Origin of the sequence: Cobetia sp. Ld8, assembly GCF_045066615.1 — a bacterium.
Lineage (GTDB): Bacteria > Pseudomonadota > Gammaproteobacteria > Pseudomonadales > Halomonadaceae > Cobetia > Cobetia amphilecti.
On sequence record NZ_JBISHF010000008.1, the window covers coordinates 1,095,111 to 1,113,381 of the forward strand.

11 protein-coding genes and 9 tRNA genes are annotated in these 18,271 nt (G+C 61.6%); 5 read left to right on the forward strand and 15 right to left on the reverse strand.

Annotation, left to right across the window (positions count from 1 at the left end; translation table 11 throughout):
- Nucleotides 1–89: 89 nt before the first annotated feature.
- Nucleotides 90–2,804, reverse strand: coding sequence for a ribonuclease R (gene rnr / locus ACJJV2_RS15505; RefSeq protein ID WP_405282084.1), 2,715 nt, complete (start codon nt 2,802–2,804; stop codon nt 90–92).
- Between the two features lie 351 nt (nt 2,805–3,155).
- Here rnr and ACJJV2_RS15510 point away from each other — a divergent pair.
- The 4 genes from ACJJV2_RS15510 (at nt 3,156) to ACJJV2_RS15525 (ending at nt 3,768) form a co-directional block, all read left to right on the forward strand.
- Nucleotides 3,156–3,242: transfer RNA gene (locus ACJJV2_RS15510), tRNA-Leu, on the forward strand.
- A 123-nt stretch (nt 3,243–3,365) separates the two neighbouring features.
- A tRNA-Leu gene (locus ACJJV2_RS15515) sits at nt 3,366–3,452 on the forward strand.
- Nucleotides 3,453–3,494: 42 nt separating this feature from the next.
- Nucleotides 3,495–3,581 (forward strand) — tRNA-Leu (locus ACJJV2_RS15520).
- Nucleotides 3,582–3,681: 100 nt separating this feature from the next.
- Nucleotides 3,682–3,768: transfer RNA gene (locus ACJJV2_RS15525), tRNA-Leu, on the forward strand.
- Between the two features lie 288 nt (nt 3,769–4,056).
- Here ACJJV2_RS15525 and ACJJV2_RS15530 read toward each other — a convergent pair.
- Both ACJJV2_RS15530 and ACJJV2_RS15535 read right to left on the reverse strand, forming a co-directional pair.
- Nucleotides 4,057–4,923 carry a DNA/RNA non-specific endonuclease gene (locus ACJJV2_RS15530; protein WP_405282086.1) on the reverse strand — a complete coding sequence of 289 codons (867 nt, stop codon included), beginning with the start codon at nt 4,921–4,923 and terminating at the stop codon, nt 4,057–4,059.
- A gap of 88 nt (nt 4,924–5,011) precedes the next feature.
- Nucleotides 5,012–5,296, reverse strand: coding sequence for a hypothetical protein (locus ACJJV2_RS15535; RefSeq protein ID WP_405282088.1), 285 nt, complete (start codon nt 5,294–5,296; stop codon nt 5,012–5,014).
- Nucleotides 5,297–5,371: 75 nt separating this feature from the next.
- Here ACJJV2_RS15535 and ACJJV2_RS15540 point away from each other — a divergent pair, with 75 nt between their 5' ends.
- Nucleotides 5,372–5,689 carry a high-potential iron-sulfur protein gene (locus tag ACJJV2_RS15540; protein ID WP_043334757.1) on the forward strand — a complete coding sequence of 106 codons (318 nt, stop codon included), beginning with the start codon at nt 5,372–5,374 and terminating at the stop codon, nt 5,687–5,689.
- 183 nt (nt 5,690–5,872) lie between these two features.
- Here ACJJV2_RS15540 and ACJJV2_RS15545 read toward each other — a convergent pair whose 3' ends face one another.
- From ACJJV2_RS15545 to ACJJV2_RS15600, 12 genes are all read right to left on the reverse strand, one after another.
- Nucleotides 5,873–7,438, reverse strand: coding sequence for a SpoVR family protein (locus ACJJV2_RS15545; protein WP_052384722.1), 1,566 nt, complete (start codon nt 7,436–7,438; stop codon nt 5,873–5,875).
- Between the two features lie 83 nt (nt 7,439–7,521).
- Nucleotides 7,522–8,805 carry a YeaH/YhbH family protein gene (locus tag ACJJV2_RS15550; RefSeq protein WP_043334759.1) on the reverse strand — a complete coding sequence of 428 codons (1,284 nt, stop codon included), beginning with the start codon at nt 8,803–8,805 and terminating at the stop codon, nt 7,522–7,524.
- Between the two features lie 97 nt (nt 8,806–8,902).
- Nucleotides 8,903–10,825, reverse strand: a complete 1,923-nt coding sequence (locus tag ACJJV2_RS15555) for a PrkA family serine protein kinase (RefSeq protein WP_043334761.1) — start codon at nt 10,823–10,825, stop codon at nt 8,903–8,905.
- 702 nt (nt 10,826–11,527) lie between these two features.
- A complete protein-coding gene (locus tag ACJJV2_RS15560) occupies nt 11,528–12,613 on the reverse strand; it encodes a threonine aldolase family protein (protein ID WP_405282090.1) in 1,086 nt (361 codons plus the stop codon).
- 199 nt (nt 12,614–12,812) lie between these two features.
- On the reverse strand, nt 12,813–13,886 hold the full coding sequence (locus ACJJV2_RS15565; RefSeq protein WP_405282092.1) for a 1-aminocyclopropane-1-carboxylate deaminase/D-cysteine desulfhydrase: 1,074 nt from the start codon (nt 13,884–13,886) through the stop codon (nt 12,813–12,815).
- Between the two features lie 203 nt (nt 13,887–14,089).
- Nucleotides 14,090–16,117, reverse strand: coding sequence for an FAD-dependent oxidoreductase (locus tag ACJJV2_RS15570; protein ID WP_405282093.1), 2,028 nt, complete (start codon nt 16,115–16,117; stop codon nt 14,090–14,092).
- A gap of 479 nt (nt 16,118–16,596) precedes the next feature.
- A tRNA-Asp gene (locus ACJJV2_RS15575) sits at nt 16,597–16,673 on the reverse strand.
- Between the two features lie 4 nt (nt 16,674–16,677).
- A tRNA-Val gene (locus ACJJV2_RS15580) sits at nt 16,678–16,754 on the reverse strand.
- A gap of 49 nt (nt 16,755–16,803) precedes the next feature.
- Nucleotides 16,804–16,880 (reverse strand) — tRNA-Asp (locus ACJJV2_RS15585).
- A gap of 41 nt (nt 16,881–16,921) precedes the next feature.
- Nucleotides 16,922–16,998 (reverse strand) — tRNA-Asp (locus ACJJV2_RS15590).
- Nucleotides 16,999–17,076: 78 nt separating this feature from the next.
- Nucleotides 17,077–17,152: transfer RNA gene (locus ACJJV2_RS15595), tRNA-Val, on the reverse strand.
- 216 nt (nt 17,153–17,368) lie between these two features.
- Nucleotides 17,369–18,235 (reverse strand): alpha/beta family hydrolase, encoded by an 867-nt coding sequence (locus tag ACJJV2_RS15600; RefSeq protein ID WP_405282095.1) that lies wholly within the window; start codon nt 18,233–18,235, stop codon nt 17,369–17,371.
- Between the last annotated feature and the right edge of the window lie 36 nt (nt 18,236–18,271).

An 18,271-nucleotide genomic window follows, 5' to 3' on the forward strand; every position in this document is an offset into this window, starting at 1 on the left:
TGAAATCGTGCAGTCTGACAACTGCCCAACGCATCAGCCCCGACCGGAGCCGGGGCTGATGCAGTGACGCGCGAGGAGCCGAGCCGAAATCAGCTACGGCCGTTACCGCGACGCCCGCGCGAGCGCGAACCCCGCTTGCGCGACGGGTCGTCCTTGCCTGCGGCCCCCATCGGCGCGACCGGCGCGAATGGGCTGTCGGCGGCTTCCGGGCCACTCGGCACGGCCGGACGCGCCGCAGCCGGCGCCTCGGCGGCGGGCTGCTGCTCATTGCCAGCGGCGGCCTTGCGCTCTCCACGGCCCGAGCGATCACTGCGCTCACCGCGCTCCCCGCGCGGCTTGCGCGGCGGACGCTCACCTGCCGGCTTTTCGGCCGCAGCCGCGTTGCCATTGCCTTCCTGACTGACTTCCTCGGTCAGGGACTTGAGGCGTTCGCGCTCACGCTTGCCGGGACGTCCCTTGGCGGCGGCTTCCTTGCTGGCGGCGGAACCGCTCTTGCCGGCTGCCGGCTTGTCGCCTTCGCTGCTGCGTGCCTTGCGTGGCTTGCGCTTGGGACGCGGCGTCGGGTCACTGAGCATGAAGTCGATCTTGCGCTCATCCATGTCGACACGGGCCACCTGGACGGTGACGCCATCGCCGAGACCATAGCTGACGCCGGCACGCTCACCCTTGAGGCGATGCTTCTCGGCCTCGTAGTGATAGTAGTCGGACGGCAGCGAGGAGATATGCAGCAAGCCTTCGACGTAGTAGGCATCCAGACGCACGAACAGGCCGAACTGGGTGACCGCCGCGACGGTGCCTTCCAGCACTTCCCCGACCTTGTCCTTCATGAACTCGCACTTGAGCCAGTCGTTGACGTCACGCGTCGCCTCATCGGCGCGGCGCTCGGTCATCGAGCAGTGCTCACCCAGCTCGAGCATCTGCTCGAAGGTGTACGGGCACCACTTGGTCGGGCGCTCGGTCACGGCATCTTCGGCGCGCAGCACGGTGTCGGTCTTGCGCGGACCACGGATGACGGAACGAATCGCACGGTGCACCAGCAGATCCGGATAACGACGGATCGGCGAGGTGAAGTGCGCGTAGGCATCGTAGGCCAGACCGAAGTGACCTTCGTTCTGCGGCGAGTAGACCGCCTGGGTCATGCTGCGCAACATCACGGTCTGGATGATGTCGAGGTCCGGACGCTCGGCGATCGAGGCACGCAGTGCCTGGAAGTCCTTGGGTGCCGGCTCGTCGCCGCCTTCCAGCGTCAGACCCAGCTCACCCAGGAAGGCGCGCAGGTTGTTCAGACGCTCCGGTGCCGGCTGCTTGTGGACACGATAGAGGGCCGGGAGATCGTGCTCATCCAGGAAGCGTGCCGTCGCGACGTTGGCCGCCAGCATGCATTCCTCGATCAGCTTGTGCGCGTCGTTGCGAGTACGCGGCACGATCTGCTCGATCTTGCGCTCATCGTTGAACAGGATCTGCGTTTCGGTGGTCTCGAAATCGATGGCACCGCGCTTGTCACGCGCCTTGCGCAGCACGCCATACAGCGCGTGCAGGTTGTGCAGCGACGGCAGCAGTTCATTGTACTGCTGGCACAGTGCCTGACCTTCCTCACTTTCCGGGTCGGTCAGCATGGTGCCGACCTTCTCGTAGGTCAGGCGAGCATGTGAACGAATCACGGCTTCGAAGAAGCGATAGTCGAGCATCTCGCCACTGCTGGCAGAGATGGTCAGTTCACAGACCAGCGTCAGACGATCGACATGCGGGTTGAGCGAGCACAGACCGTTGGAGAGCAGCTCCGGCAGCATCGGCACGACCTGACCCGGGAAATACACCGAGTTGCCGCGCACATAGCCTTCCTGATCCAGCGGACTGCCGCCACGCACGTAGTGGGAGACGTCGGCGATGGCGACCAGCAGCTTCCAGTTGCCATTGTCGTCCTGCCAGGCACAGACGGCGTCATCGAAGTCCTTCGCGTCTTCGCCATCGATGGTGACCAGCGGCGTCTCGCGCAGGTCGATACGGCCCTTCTTGTCTTCTTCCAGCACCTCGGCGGAGATGGTCGAGATCTGGTCTTCGACTTCCGGCGGGAATTCACTGGGGATATCGTGGGAACGGATCGCGATATCGATTTCCATGCCCGGGTCCATGCGCTCACCGAGCACCTCGACCACTTCCCCCACCGGCTGCACGCGTGTGGCGGGCTGCTGAGTGATGCGCACGGACACCACCTGACCGTCCTTGGCACCATTGGCCACGCGGTTGGGGATGATGACTTCCTGCGCGATGCGCGAGTTCTCGGGAATCAGCACACCGAAGTCCGGCTCGGACTGACGATAGATGCCGACCAGGGTCTGGGTATTGCGCGCCAGCACCTCGACGATGGTGATCTCGTCGCGGCCACGACGATCACGGCCGCTGACGCGAGCCAGCACCTGATCGCCATGGAAGACGCGACGCATCTGGCGCGGCGGCACGGCGAGGTCCGGCTTGACGCCATCTTCGCGCGCCAGGAAGCCGAAGCCGTCGCGATGACCGACGACGCGGCCACGGATCAGGTCCAGCTTGTCGATCAGGGCATAGGCACCGCGACGATTGCGCAGCACCTGACCATCACGCTCCATGGCATTGAGGCGACGGCGCACAGCTTCCTGCTGCTCCTCGTCCTCGAAACCGAGCATGCGGCTCATGTTCTCGTGGGTAATGGGCTTGCCATACTCTTCCAGCTTGTCGAGCAAGAACTCTCGGCTGGGGATGGGCTTGTCGTACTTATGGGCTTCGCGTTCCGCGTGCGGGTCGTCGCTGAGCGTCCATTGGGTCATTAATCAGGATTCCTTGACGATGAATTCGAGACGGGCAGCGATCGCGGCACGGAATGACAGGTTGTCTCTCATCCGCGCATTATAGCCTCTACCCTTGGGCCGACCCAACCATTCCCCGCCACTCATCACGGCGGAGGGGCCATTCAGTGCTCTCAATGGCGGCCCGGGGCCTGACTCTCAAGTCTGAAAGCTCGCCAATTGATGAGCTTCACCTGTCTGTTCTCTCTCTGCCCTCTGTCTGCCCCCTGTCCGTCCTCATGAAGCGAGAGAGGCTTTCTGCGGCTCGCTCAGCAGGACATGAAAGAAAAAGCTTGCATTCCCGCAGTACATCCGTATTATTCGGCACCACTTGCCCAGATGGCGGAATTGGTAGACGCGCTAGCTTCAGGTGCTAGTGTCCGTATGGACGTGGAGGTTCAAGTCCTCTTCTGGGCACCAATTTCAGGTTTCATGTTGGCGTGACACACGTTAAGATGGATACCAGAAAACGGGTAAAGCATTTAAGTTTCAACAACTTGACTGCTGATCCGGGTCTGCGGACCGAAACGAGTTCTGATGTCTGCCCAGGTGGCGGAATTGGTAGACGCGCTAGCTTCAGGTGCTAGTATCCGTAAGGATGTGGAGGTTCAAGTCCTCTCCTGGGCACCACGGACGTCAGACTCACAACGAACGACCCCTGTATCGCGCTTCGCCCAGATGGCGGAATTGGTAGACGCGCTAGCTTCAGGTGCTAGTATCCGTAAGGATGTGGAGGTTCAAGTCCTCTTCTGGGCACCACGATACGCACTCGAACAGGGAACATGGCATCCACTACCAAGGATTTCATGCTCGTTCAGCTGCAAGACTCAGCTCTTGAGACTTCAGCACACAACTTGATGCCCAGATGGCGGAATTGGTAGACGCGCTAGCTTCAGGTGCTAGTGTCCGTATGGACGTGGAGGTTCAAGTCCTCTTCTGGGCACCATCAAGTTGATATCCGATGCATCCTCGCAGCGCCTGCTGCTCACATCGCGATACTCCCTCTCGCAATATCCTGACTGACTTACCCTCTTGTTTTGCTCAGACCCACAGCGCCATGCGTTGTCTTTCGCATGTCTCGAAGAAACATCTCCCTCCTCATGTGCAACTTGTCCACACCCATTACTACGCTTGGCATTGTGGATAACTCTTTTCAGCTGCACTCCTTTTTCCGTCGGCTCCTGTCCGCCGAACTCCTTCAGTACGTTCCTGTCAGTCGGGCCTTGGCTATAGCTCAGTAACGTGATGGCGTACGACTGAAACTGTCGACCTGCCAGCCATCGCGCACGACTTGCGCCTCGAGGCGCTGCTCGACGTCATCGGGGAGCTCGTGGAAGAAGTCCAGCCCTGTCAGAGACTCGATGCGATCGATGCTGACCAGAAAACGATCCAGCGGCTCATCTCCCCTCACCTGCTGCGGAAAGAGAAAGGCCAGCGCGCGCGGTGCCTGCCGACCCGAGCTGGGCGAGATGATGATCTTGTAGAAGGCATCGGGAATCTCGATCAGATTGGGCAGCCGCTCGATACTGCCGCTGAAGACCGGTCCTGCCGTGATCCACAGCGCGCCTTCGCGCGGTAGGATGTTGTCCATGATGGCGGCTTCCAGCCGTTGCCAGAGCTTGCGGTTGAGCGCGGGTGTCTGTGGCGAGATATTCGTCATGCGAAAGGTCTGATGCTGCGCCTTGACGCCGTAGATCTTGCCGATGGCGTAGTTGGGCGCCAGGTGCCCACGGTCGTAGCCACTGTTGCGATAGCTATCCGGCGTGACGGGCCATAGAGAGCGCCAGTCGCGCTCGAACTCGTCAGGACGCTCCCCCAGCCGCGACCCTTGAGTATTCTCGAGCCGCCATGTCACCCATAACGGGTTGGCGCGCAGATCAGACCAGCCCACCAGATAGGCATCGCTGCGCAAGCCGCGCGCCAGCGTCTTCCAGTCCAGTGCACGCGCCTGCGGCACGCCCTGCCAGACGTAGAACTGCTGGTAGTCGCGCTCCTGCCACCACCAGAGCCCACCCCCTACCAGTGCAAACACCACGCTGACCCCGAAGCCTCGCCACAACTTGCGGCCGGCCGAGCGAATATCGTCCATCACATCCAGCATCCCGCCATTTCCTTCTTGTCGTTGCAGTTACCTCGGCAAGGCATGCATTCATCATTTCGCCAGGGCTCGCGGGCCACAGCGACGCCATTCACGTTCCTGCGTCGATTCCATCATGCCAGAGTTCTGCCAGCGAGGCTGACGGTTGCCCCAACTCAAGCCACAATAAGCAGGCAGCATCCGCTTGATGCACCATCGGCGAGCAGAGACCTCCTGACAAATCTGCCCGAACACTGATGGCGCAGAACCTGACCACATGTTCAGCATCTGGCATGCCACCTGCATCCATGAATGCCAGCAAGCGGTCAGCAATGCCATACAGAGTGCCCATCAAGGCGCCGGTGGCACCCGCGACATCGCAACGACTGACATACAAGCGCCTCCTGACAGGCGAGCCGTGACCGCAGCACATCCCGACGGTTGTGCTCCATTGATGAGAAGGAATCCGAACATGGCCAATCAGAGCCGCCGTAACTTCATGCGCAATAGCCTGCTGGGGCTCGCTGCCCTGCCGCTGGGTGCCGCCATACTCTCACCCCGCGCCCTTGCCGCCGACCTGCCGCGACTGGATACCTCCAACCCGCAAGCCAAGGCGCTCAACTACGTGGAAGTCGCCAGTGAAGCCAAGGACCACCCCGCCTTCAAGCCGGGTTCGGACTGCGCCAACTGCATGTTCTACAAGCCCGAGAACGAAGGCTGCCAGCTTTTCCCAAGCCATAGCGTCGAGCCGAAGGGCTGGTGTCAGTCCTGGACCAAGCGCCCGGCCTGAGGTGCGCAACCGGAACCCTCTGGCTGAGAGCATGAGCACGACAGCCGATTGAGACAAGAAAACCGCCGCGAGGGTGTCCTCACGGCGGTTTTTTCATGCCTGCCTTTTGGCGATTGCGCGCCGGTCAGGGCTGGCATCCTCTCGCCCCCCCCCGATCCGCCATGAGCGTCACCTGAAGCCCTGTCAGCCGGGATTGGCGTCCTCCGGCAGTGGCCACTGGTAGCGCCTTGCCACCTCATCGTTCTCCATCGACTCCAGATGGACAGGGAAGCCCCACAGCTGATGCAGATAGCGCATCACGGGATAGACGCTGCGCGCCAGCGGGCGGCGATCATCCTGCACATGGCGCAGGGTCAGCGAGCGATCACCGCGAATGTTGGCGGCCCACACCTGGATATTCGGCTCACGGTGGCTCAGCGCGTACTGCACGCACAGCGCCTCACGAATGCGCTTGTAACCACGACTGTCGTGAATGGCGTCGATGACGAGATGCTCATCGCTGTCGTCATCGACCAGTGAGAACAGCTTGAGATCCCGGATCACCTTGGGCGACAGGAATTGCTGGATGAAGGACTCATCCTTGAAGTTGCGCATCGCGAAGTGCACCGTTTCCAGCCAGTCGCTGCCGGCGATATCCGGGAACCACTCACGATCCTCATCATCGGGGTGTTCACAGATACGCTTGATATCAGTGAACATCGCGAAGCCCAGTGCATAGGGATTGATGCCGTTGTAATGCGGGTGATCGAAGCCGGGCTGCTGCACCACCGAGGTATGCGACTGCAGGAACTCGAGGATCACGCCCTCGCCGATCAACCCCTCATCGTAGAGCTGATTCATGATGGTGTAGTGCCAGAAACACGCCCAGCCCTCGTTCATCACCTGCGTCTGGCGCTGCGGATAGAAATACTGCGCCAGCTTGCGCACGATACGCACCAGCTCGCGCTGCCAGGGCTCCAGCAACGGGGCATTCTTCTCGATGAAATAGAGCAGGTTCTCCTGCGGCTCCGGCGGATAGCGGCCGCGGCGATGCAGACCGAGGGGGTCATTGACCTCATCGATCACCTCATCCTCTTCGCCCGCCTGGGGAATCGTGGTCCACAGCGCATTCACCTGGGCCTGCAGGTAGGCCTCACGCTCCTGCTGACGCTGGACCTCCTCTTCCGGCGAGATGGCCGAAGGACGCTTGTAGCGATCCACGCCATAGTTCTGCAGCGCATGGCAGGCATCGAGCAGCTGCTCGACGGCGTCCACGCCATGACGCTCCTCGCATTCGGACACGTATTTCCGCGCGAAGACGAGGTAGTCGATGATCGCCGAGGCATCCGTCCAGGTGCGGAACAGATAATTGCCCTTGAAGAAGCTGTTGTGGCCATAGCAGGCATGCGCCATGACCAGGATCTGCATCATCAGGGTGTTCTCTTCCATCAGATAGGCGATGCACGGGTCGGAATTGATCACCAGCTCGTAAGCCAGCCCCATCTGCCCTCGCCGATATGCCTGCTCCACTGACAGGAACTGCTTGCCGAACGACCAGTGATGGTAGCCGACCGGCATGCCGATGCTGGCGTAGGCATCCATCATCTGCTCGGACGTGATCACCTCGATCTGGTTGGGGTAGATATCCAGCTTGTACTGCGCGGCGATGCGCGCGATCTCGCTTTCGAAATGCTCGAGCAATTCGAAGGTCCAATCCGACCCGCTGGCCGGCTGGGTGTCTTCCAGCCGGCTATCGATGCGCTTGCTCATTCGGTCATCAAGACCGCCATCAAGACCATGACTCATGAGGCCTCCTGGCCCGGCGCGACTGCCGGGCACGTCGCATGATGTGATCAGGCGCTGATGCGGCGCTTGAACAGCTCGCGGAACACCGGGTAGATATCGCCTGCCTCGACGATCTGCTGCATGGCAAAGCGTTCCGGAAATTCCGCCTCGACCCGCTCGTACTCCTCCCATAGCGCCTGATGGGCATGCGGCGTGATCTCCACATAGGCGTAGTACTGCAGGCGCGGCATCAGCTTCTTGATCATCAGTTCGCGACAGTTGGTGGAATCGTCGTCCCAGTTGTCGCCATCCGAGGCCTGTGCCACGTAGAGATTCCACTCACCGGCCGGATAGCGCGATTCGATCACCTCATCGAGCAGCGTGAGGGCACTGGACACGATGGTGCCGCCGGTCTCGCGGGAGTAGAAGAACTCCTCCTCGTCGACTTCCTTGGCAGCGGTGTGGTGACGAATGAAGACCAGCTCGACCTTCTCGTAGTTGCGCTCCAGAAACAGATACAGCAACAGGAAGAAACGCTTGCCGATGTCCTTGTGCGCCTGGGTCATCGACCCCGAGACATCCATCACGCAGAACATCACCGCCTTGTTGGACGGCATCGGCTGATTGATGAGGTGGTTGTAGCGCAGATCATAGGTATCGAGGAACGGCACCGCCTTGAGGCGCGCCTCGAGCCGCTCGATTTCCGCCTTGAGCTCACTGATGCGCACCTTGTTGCGCAGCACCGGGTCCTTGCGCTCCTCCTGCTCCAGCGCTTCGACAGCCTCCTTCAGCGCCCGCTTGATCGGGGAACGCATCGCGATGCGCCGCGCCTGTGCTGAACGCATCGAGCGCACGATATTGATACGTGCCGGTGTGCCGTCACGCGCGATCCCCGCGCGCACCGGGCGCACCTCTTCCATGTCCGCGATCTGCTTGCGCTCCAGATGCGGCAGTTCCAGCCCGTCGAAGACGAACTCGAGAAATTCCTCACGCGAGAGGGTGAAGGCAAAGTCATCTTCCCCCTCGCCCTGGTTGGAGGCCTGACCCTCGCCACTGCCGCCTCCCCCACCACCGCCGCTGGGACGGCGCATGCGGTCCCCTTCGACAAATTCCTTGTTGCCGGGATTGATCACACGCCGCTTGCCGCCCTGCCCGTGCTGGAAGACCGGCTCGGAAATGTCACGCGTCGGAATGGACACTTCCTCGCCGCGCTCCATGTCGGTGATGGAGCGCCGATTGACGGCATCCTCCACCGCCCGTTTGATATGACTGCGATAGCGCCGAATGAAGCGCTGTCGATTCACTGCACTCTTGTTGCGTGCATTGCTGCGTCGATCAATGAAATAACTCATTCGCCCTCCTTGCCGGCCCCGCCCTCAGCGGATGGCCGGATGGCAAGTGCCGGCGGCAATCGTGCCCGCCGGCAGGCCTGTCGTCAGTCGGCAGGGCTTACTGCGACTTGCGTACGCGCAGGTACCATTCAGACAACAGGCGCACCTGCTTCTCGGTGTAGCCGCGATCCACCATGCGCGCCACGAAGTCCTCGTGCTTGCGCTGGTCGGATGCCGAGGCCTTGGCATTGAAGGAGATGACCGGCAGCAGCTCTTCGGTATTGGCGAACATCTTCTTCTCGATCACCGCACGCAGCTTCTCGTAGGACTGCCAGCTCGGGTTGGTACCGTTGTTCTGCGCCCGTGCGCGCAGCACGAAGTTGACCACCTCGTGACGGAAATCCTTCGGGTTGGAGATGCCCGCGGGCTTCTCGATCTTCTCCAGCTCCTCGTTGAGTGACTGACGGTCCAGCAGTTCGCCGGTCTCGGGATCGCGATACTCCTGCTCCTGAATCCAGAAGTCGGCATAGGTCACATAGCGATCGAAGATGTTCTGCCCATACTCGGAATAGGACTCGAGATAGGCGGTCTGGATCTCCTTGCCGATGAAGTCGACGTAGCGGGGCGCCAGATATTCCTTGATATAGCGCAGGTAGCGCTCATGGGTTTCCTTGGGCAGCTGCTCCTGATCGAGGCGCTGCTCCAGCACGTAGAGCAGATGGACCGGATTGGCCGCGACCTCACTGGCATCGAAGTTGAAGACCTTGGAGAGAATCTTGAAGGCAAAGCGTGTCGAGAGCCCATCCATCCCCTCGTCGACACCGGCGCTGTCGCGGTATTCCTGGATCGACTTGGCGCGCGGATCGGTATCCTTGAGGTTCTCGCCGTCATAGATGCGCATCTTCGAGTAGACGCTGGAATTCTCCGGCTCACGCAGACGCGACAGCACGATGAACTGGGACAGCATGCGCAGCGTATCCGGAGCACAGGGCGCCTGATTCAGCGACGAATGCTCCAGCAGCTTGGCGTAGATCTTGACCTCCTCGGAGGCGCGCAGGCAGTAAGGCACCTTGACGATATAGACGCGATCGAGGAAGGCCTCGTTGTTGCGATTGTTGCGGAATGCCTGCCACTCGCTTTCGTTGGAGTGCGCCAGCACCACGCCATCGAAGGGAATCGCGCCCATGCCTTCCGTCGGGTTGTAATTGCCCTCCTGAGTCGCGGTCAGCAGCGGGTGCAGCACCTTGATCGGCGCCTTGAACATCTCGACGAATTCCATCAACCCCTGGTTGGCCTTGCACAGCCCGCCGGAGAAGCTGTAGGCATCCGGGTCATCCTGGGCATAGAGCTCCAGCTGACGGATATCGACCTTGCCGACCAGCGCGGAAATGTCCTGGTTGTTGTCATCGCCCGGCTCGGTCTTGGAGATACCGATCTGATTAAGGCGCGAGGGGTAGAGTTTGACCACGCGGAACTTGCTGATATCACCGCCATATTCCTTGAGGCGTTTGGCGGCCCACGGCGACATGGCACTGCGCATGCAGCGCTGGGGAATGCCGTACTCCTTCTCGATCAGCTCGCCATCTTCCTCCGGCGAGAACAGCCCCAAAGGAGACTCGAAGACCGGCGAGCCCTTGATGGCATAGAAGGGAATCTGCTCCATCAGCAGCTTGAGACGCTCCGCCAGAGACGACTTGCCGCCGCCCACCGGGCCGAGCAGATACAGGATCTGCTTGCGCTCCTCCAGTCCCTGCGCCGCATGCCGGAAGTAGGAAACGATCTGCTCGATAGCCTCTTCCATGCCATAGAACTCGGCAAAGCTTGGATAACGGCGGATCAGCTTGTTGGAAAAGATACGGGAAAGACTGGGGTCCTTGGCGGTATCGATGACCTCCGGTTCACCGATGGCCGCCAGCATGCGCTCGGCAGCGCTGGCGTAGGCAGTAGTATCCTGCCGGCACAACTCCAGGTACTCCTGGAGACTCATCTCTTCTTGCTGAATCCGCTCGTAGCGGCTCTGCACGTGATCGAAGATGCTCATGGAAGCCTCCTTGTCGCGACATCAGTCGCTGGGACCATCGCCGGGCCCACTCAGGTAAGACCGCAAAATTCGTTCGTCCGCTCAGCCTGGATAGCGTACGCAGGACGACTGCCTCGGCGTGTTTATCAGCATAGGTCGATATAGGGTGCTGGTGTCCAATACAGTGAATGAATGCATTCAACGAACTTTCCGCCGGCGGAGCCAGTTCTGCCAAGCACCGCAGGATCTACGGCAGCCAGTGGGTCAGCAGACACTACGATGGCGCCTGAACGTCCCTGACAACGCGTTGAAGAAAGCTTCGAAAGACGCGAAAACTCGACCAATGCTTCTGCTGTCGCGGGTGATTCACTCATGTCATGTTGCACCGCAGCACACCTTGAGCATAGGAACAGACTGACGGTTGACGCCAGTCACTCTCACGCCAGACGGCACTGCATACCAACCAGGCGAGCAAGAATGGCCGCGCCCACACTTCACTCCCGACCACCCCCGCCACGCTTCATAAAGCCTCCTGATTCGCCACAAAGACCATGAAAACAACGACTGGCGACGAAGTGGCTACCAACCTGATCAGACTCTTTCCTCAATCACGCATGACGTTGACAAGATCGGACAACAGGCCACAAAAAAATCCCCACCGCCGGGGCGATGGGGATCTCGAGGGAGGCGCTCACGCCTTGGGGACTGCCTGAATCAAGAGACTCACAGCACGTCGCGAATATCCTTGAGCAAGGCGTCGAGCAACTCGGTGGTGGTATTCCAGGAGCAGACGAAGCGCGCGCCACCCGCACCGATGAAGGTATAGAAGGTCCAGCCACGCTCACGCAGCGCCGCCAGCACATGCTCGGGGAAGCTGGCGAACACGCTGTTGGCCTCGCTGGGGAACAGCAGCTCGATGCCCTCCAGCGCCTCGAGACGCTCAGCCAGATACTGCGCCATGCCGTTCGCATGGCGGGCATTGTTCAGCCAGACATCATTTTCCAGCAGCCCCATCCAGGGCGCCGCGATGAAGCGCATCTTGGAGGCCAGCTGACCGGCCTGCTTGCAGCGGTAATCGAAATCGCGTGCCAGCTTGCGATCGAAGAAGATCACCGCCTCCCCCATGGCCAGACCATTCTTGGTGCCGGAGAAGCACAGCACGTCCACACCCGCCTTCCAGGTCAGCTCGGCCGGTGAGACATTCAGCGCGGCGCAGGCATTGGCGAAACGGGCGCCATCCATATGGATCTGCAGATCATGACGGTCCGCCACTTCACGAATCGCCTGCAGCTCTTCCAGGCTGTAGACGGTGCCGACCTCGGTGCACTGGGTCAGGGAGATCACGCGCGGACGCGGATAGTGGATATCGCTGCGCTTGGTGACCAGCTGCTCGATGCCTTCCGGCGTCAGCTTGCCGTTGGGGCCCGGCGCGTTGAGCAACTTGGAACCGTTGGAGAAGAACTCCGGCCCGCCGCATTCATCGGTCTCGATATGGGCCAGTTCGTGGCAGATGACGCTGTGATAGGACTGGCACAGGTGGGCCAGCGACAGGGAGTTGGCGGCGGTGCCATTGAAGACGAAGAACACCTCGCACTCGGTCTCGAACAGCTGACGGAAGCTGTCGGTGACCTGCTGTGTCCAGCGGTCATTGCCGTAGGCGAGATCGTCATCACGATTGGCCTGCATCATGTACGCCATCGCCTCGGGACAGATACCGGACGTGTTGTCACTGGCCAGAAAGCGTGAAGTGCACGCTTCATCGGCAGCAGAGGTCGCAGCGGGGGTCGGGGCAATGGCGTCAGTCGTCATGGGGATTTCCAGAGCGGGACAGGGGATCACCCTGTCCGGTGAAACAGACACGGCTCCCGGATGCCAGGAGCCGCTGCAGAAACTCCATCATAACAGCGCTGCACGCCGCCGCCAGTGGCAGGTGAAGGCTGCACGCAAGCCACCGGAGGGCGCCTCGCGAGAGGAGACGAGCCAGATGACACTCGCCTCGCCAGCACCCTCAGATGGCCTGCAACGCCGGATAACCTCGCCGCCCCTGCAAGCCCCCGCTGTGCAGCACGCGAATGCGCGTACCGCGTGCGATCAGACCATTGGCCAGATGATGCGCCAGCGCCGCGAACAGCTTGGCGGTGTAGACCGGCTCCACCGCAACGCCGGTCTCGGCCTCGAAGCGCCGAATGAACTGGATCAACCAGTCAGGCGCCTTGGCAAAGCCGCCGGCCTGCGCCCCCAGCCACAGGCCCCACTCCGGCGTCTTCTGCTGGCTGCCGCCACTCTCCGCCAGCAGGCGACGCACACGATGATAGAGCTGGTCGCCATGATTCATGGTCGGCACCCCGATGACCCGCAGCCCATCGCGCTCGCCCAGCGCACTCAGCACCCCGGCAAGCGTCGTGCCGCTGCCACAGGCCAGCAGCACCAGCTGCGGCGCAGGTTCGCCCGGCACCGGCTCGGCCAGCGCCTGGGCCAACGGCGCCAGCCCGGCGACGCCCTCCACGCAACCGCCACCCTCGGGAATCCACACTCCCTCGCCATGGCGCCTGGCAAAATCAGGCTGGTCGCGCTGCCGGTACCCGGCTCGCGAGACGAAACTCAAGCGCATGCCATTGTCGCGCGCATCGGCGAGCGTGGGCGTCAGCGGCGCTTCAGGATGCCCGCGCACCAGGCCATGCGTCTCGATGCCCAATCTGGCACCCGCCGCCGCCAGCGCATGCAGATGGTTCGACCAACCACCCCCACAGCTGATGATGCCCCGCTTCTCGCTCAACGCCCTGGCCAGCGGCAGGCGCAACTTCCAGGCCTTGTTGCCGGAAATCTCGCTGTCCAGCGTGTCGGCGCGCAGGCACTCGACGATCACACCGGCCTCATCGGCCAGCGGCCACGCCAGGCGCTCGACCGCTGGCGGCGTGAAGAGATCCAGCAGGCTGTCCAGTGTCTCGGCTACCGGCGGGGAGGCGGCCAGCGATGATGAAGTCCGAGCATCCTCCCTGTGAGGCGGCAAAGGACTGTCCTCGGTGTCCGGCATCAGAGCCTCAGCGGTGGCATGGCGTGAGGCGGCAGCGTGCGGTGACATGAGCAGATCCCATCGTGGCGGCAAGGCAGAGATCAGAGCGCATCGAGCCGCTGGCGCGGCGCCCGAGGCAAACTCTGAAGACGACAAAGCCACCACGGAGGCACATGCAACAAAGGCACGGCGTCCGCGGTGGCTTCCATCAGTCTAGGCAGTGGTCAGGCTCAGCTCAACGCTGAATATCCCCATGCGTGATCGCGGTCAACTCAAAGGGCAGCGGCCGCCATGGTGCCCTGCGCGATCGCGCGCTTGGCATCCAGCTCTGCCGCCTTGTCGGCGCCACCGATGATATGCAGCTCCACCCCCGCCGCCTCCAGAGGCGCCTTCAGCTCCAGCACCGAATCCTGCCCGGCGCACAGCACGATGCTGTCCAGCGCCAGATGCTGCTCTTCGCCATTGAGGCTGACGGTCAGGCCTTCACTGTCGATCGAGCGATACTCACAGCCGGCAACCATCTTGACGCCACGCTGCTTGAGGGTCGCGCGATGCACCCAGCCAGTGGTCTTGCCCAGCCCCTTGCCGGGCTTGGAGGTCTTGCGCTGCAGCAGCCACACCTCACGAGGCGCCTGCGGCACCACGGGTGCCTTGAGGCCGCCAGGCGTGCTGACCGAGAGATCCACCCCCCACTCCTCGCACCACAGCTCACCATCCAGCGAGGGCGACGGCTCGACGTGAGTCATCAGCTCCGCGACATCGAAGCCGATCCCGCCAGCCCCGATCAACGCCACGCGACGCCCGACCCGCTCCGGCGCACTGATCGCCTCGGCATAGCTGAGCACCTGCCCCCGCTCGATACCGGCTTCGACACCCTCGATATCCGGCGTCCGCGCCTTCACCCCCGAGGCCAGAATCACGGCATCGAATTCCGCCAGTATCTCGGCGGTGGCGCGAGTATTGAGGCGCACCTCGACCCCACAACGCACCAGCTTCTCGTTGAAGTAACGCAGTGTCTCGTCGAACTCTTCCTTGCCGGGAATGCGACGCGCGAAATTGAACTGGCCACCTACCTCGGACTGCGCCTCGAACAGCACCACGTCATGACCACGCTCTGCCGCCGTCACGGCGGCAGACAGTCCCGCCGGCCCAGCGCCCACCACCGCCACGCGGCGCTCATGTCGCGCAGGCTCGATCACCATCTCGGTTTCATGGCAGGCACGCGGATTGACCAGGCACGAGGTCAGCTTCATCTGGAAGGTGTGATCGAGACACGCCTGGTTGCAGGCGATGCAGGTATTGATGATGGCAGCATCGTCCGCCCTGGCCTTGCTGACCCATTGCGGGTCCGCCAGGAACGGCCGCGCCATCGACACCATGTCGGCATGGCCCTCGGCCAGCACCGACTCGGCAACCTCGGGCATGTTGATGCGGTTGGTGGTGATCAGAGGCAGGCTGAGTTCCTGCTTCATGCGCTGGGTCAGCCCCGTGAAGACAGCGCGCGGCACGCTGGTGACAATGGTCGGCACACGCGCCTCATGCCAGCCGATGCCGGTATTGATCAGGCTCGCCCCTGCCGCCTCGATGGCCTTGCCGAGCGCGACCACTTCCTCCCAGGTGCTGCCCTCATCGACCAGGTCCAGCATCGAGAGGCGATAGATGATCAGAAAGTCCTCACCCAGCGCGGCGCGGATACCGGCGACGATCTCCACCGCCAGGCGGATGCGATTCTCGAAGCTGCCACCGTACTCATCCTCGCGCTGATTGGTGCGCCGACAGATGAACTGGTTGATGAAATAGCCTTCCGAGCCCATCACCTCGACGCCGTCATAGCCGGCCTCGCGGGCCAGACTGGCGCAGCGCACGTAGTCGGCGATCTGCTCCTTGACCTCTGACGTGCTCAGCGCGCGTGGCGTAAAGGGGTTGATCGGCGCCTGAATCGCCGAGGGCGCGACCTGATCCGGCGAGTAGGCATAACGCCCTGCATGCAGAATCTGCAGACAGATGCGCCCATCCTCGGCGTGCACCGCCTCGGTGACCTCGCGATGGTGCTCCGCCTCCTCCGGGGTGGTCAGCTTCGCAGCCCCCTGCATGACAGCCCCTTCCGCGTTCGGCGCGATACCGCCCGTGACGATCAGCGCCACCCCATGGCGTGCACGCTCACGATAGAACGCCGCCAGGCGCGCGAAGCCATCGGGAGTCTCCTCAAGCCCCGTGTGCATAGAGCCCATCAGCACACGGTTCTTGAGCGTGATGTGGCCCAACGTCAGCGGACGGAAGATATTCGGATAGGCAGTCATTGCGGTCTCTCCTTGGCTGTCTCGAGCACCTCGGACAATCATTGTTATATCGCGCCGCTGCCACTCTCATCAGCAACACTCACTCAGTCATGGTCATCAGCAACAGGTTGTCAGGACATCAACGACTGATGACAGATGGCAAACGGTCGTATGAAACGAGTGATCCCAGTGTAGAGCATCGCGCCATGGGCTCAATACTCCCAAAGGCCACATTGCGAATGACATCAGTGATGACATCAGAGAGGTGAGCAACCGCGCAGGACACCCATCAGCGGGAAAGAGCGAAGTGCCGCGATATGCACCGGGAAGGCCGACAAGACCGGAACATGATCAGATCAAAGAAAAGGAAAGAGGAAAGAAGCAAGAGGCAAGGACAGGGAGACAAGTGGGGCTGGATCAGTACTGAAGACTTTCCGACAGCCAGAAACGCAAAAACCCGAGCTTGAAAGCTCGGGTTTCACGAATTCTATGAGATCGAATGGCGGACCGGACGGGACTCGAACCCGCGACCTCCGGCGTGACAGGCCGGCATTCTAACCAACTGAACTACCGGTCCGCATTGGTGGGTGATACTGGATTCGAACCAGTGACCCCAAGCATGTGAAGCTTGTGCTCTAACCAACTGAGCTAATCACCCAACACAAACGATCTTTGCTGCAAGCAGCGGTGATATCTCGCGATTCTGATGGCGGACCGGACGGGACTCGAACCCGCGACCTCCGGCGTGACAGGCCGGCATTCTAACCAACTGAACTACCGGTCCACTTCAGAACAACTCAACATCGGGCGCATGACAAACGAGAATGGCGGACCGGACGGGACTCGAACCCGCGACCTCCGGCGTGACAGGCCGGCATTCTAACCAACTGAACTACCGGTCCACGACAATCGCTTGCTTCTGCTAACGAACCAGGCCATTTAATCAAGTAACGCTTTGAAAAGCAATGACTTTTTTCAAATGGTGGGTGGTACTGGGTTCGAACCAGTGACCCCCAGCTTGTAAGGCTGGTGCTCTACCAACTGAGCTAACCACCCCTGTCTCGTTGGCGCTGCATTCTACGGAATCCGGCCCATGAGTCAATACTTTTTTTACGCGCAATTTCAGCAATCGCCCGCGACAGAGTATTGATAAGACAGGACTTTCCCGCTGCATCTCGCCTGAAGGCCAGTAAACATCAGCGTTGCGTCATCATTCTGACATGCCGTTGTCGCCGTCGAAGGCCAGGGTAATGCCCCTCGCATGGTAACGATTCACTGCCGTTTTCCGCCCAGCGCCGGGTGATTGGCCAAGGCCTGCGCCGCACGCGAAATCAGTCCTTCACGTGTCTCGCCACTCGCTTTTCGTGGCTTGAAATCATGTTCGCCATCATTCAGCCAATGCAATGTAAGGCTTTCCGGCAACGGATATGCCGTCACTTCCTCGCGAGTTCCGAAGGGATCGCGGCTGCCCTGACAGATTAAACCGGCCATCGGGATATCCGGCAGATGGTCGATACGCAACTTGTCGGGCTTGCCCGTGGGATGAAACGGATAGCCCAGCGCGTACCACCCGTCCGGCAACCGCGCATGCGCCGCCCGGGTCAACTCCACCAGCAGATGGGAGGCCACACGACTGCCCATCGACTTGCCGCCGACCAGCCAGGGCAACGATCGCAAGGAGTCGACGGCCGCCACACACGCCATCAGCGCCTGACACCAGCGCGCCATCTCCTCGATCAGCCCGGGCAGCCGGGGCGGCGGTCGGCGGCGGCTTTCGCAGCGCATCCTGACGAGATAGCCGAAATCGAATGCCAGCCACGCCATGTCATGCGTCAGGCAGGCGGCAGCGAACTGTTGATGGAAGTCGGTCTCACGCCCGGCGCCGGCACCATGCGCATGCAACAGCAGGGCACGCCCCGGTCGTCCATGGATCTCAAGCGGGCCCAGTTCCGCCAACCAGCCTCGCCACGGCCCTCGCGCGGCCAGCGCGTCGTGGGACATGGTCTGGCGAGCAGCAAGCTCCGAGGCGACATCGGCCAGGCTGGCGACACGAAAGCCTTCCTCGGCGTAAGGGCTGGGAACCTCAGCCGTATTGGACGCATTGGCATCTTCGTCCGATGATGAAGTGACGGCGGGCAAGCGAAATTCTCCTGTTGATCTCGTACGGCTCGCGCC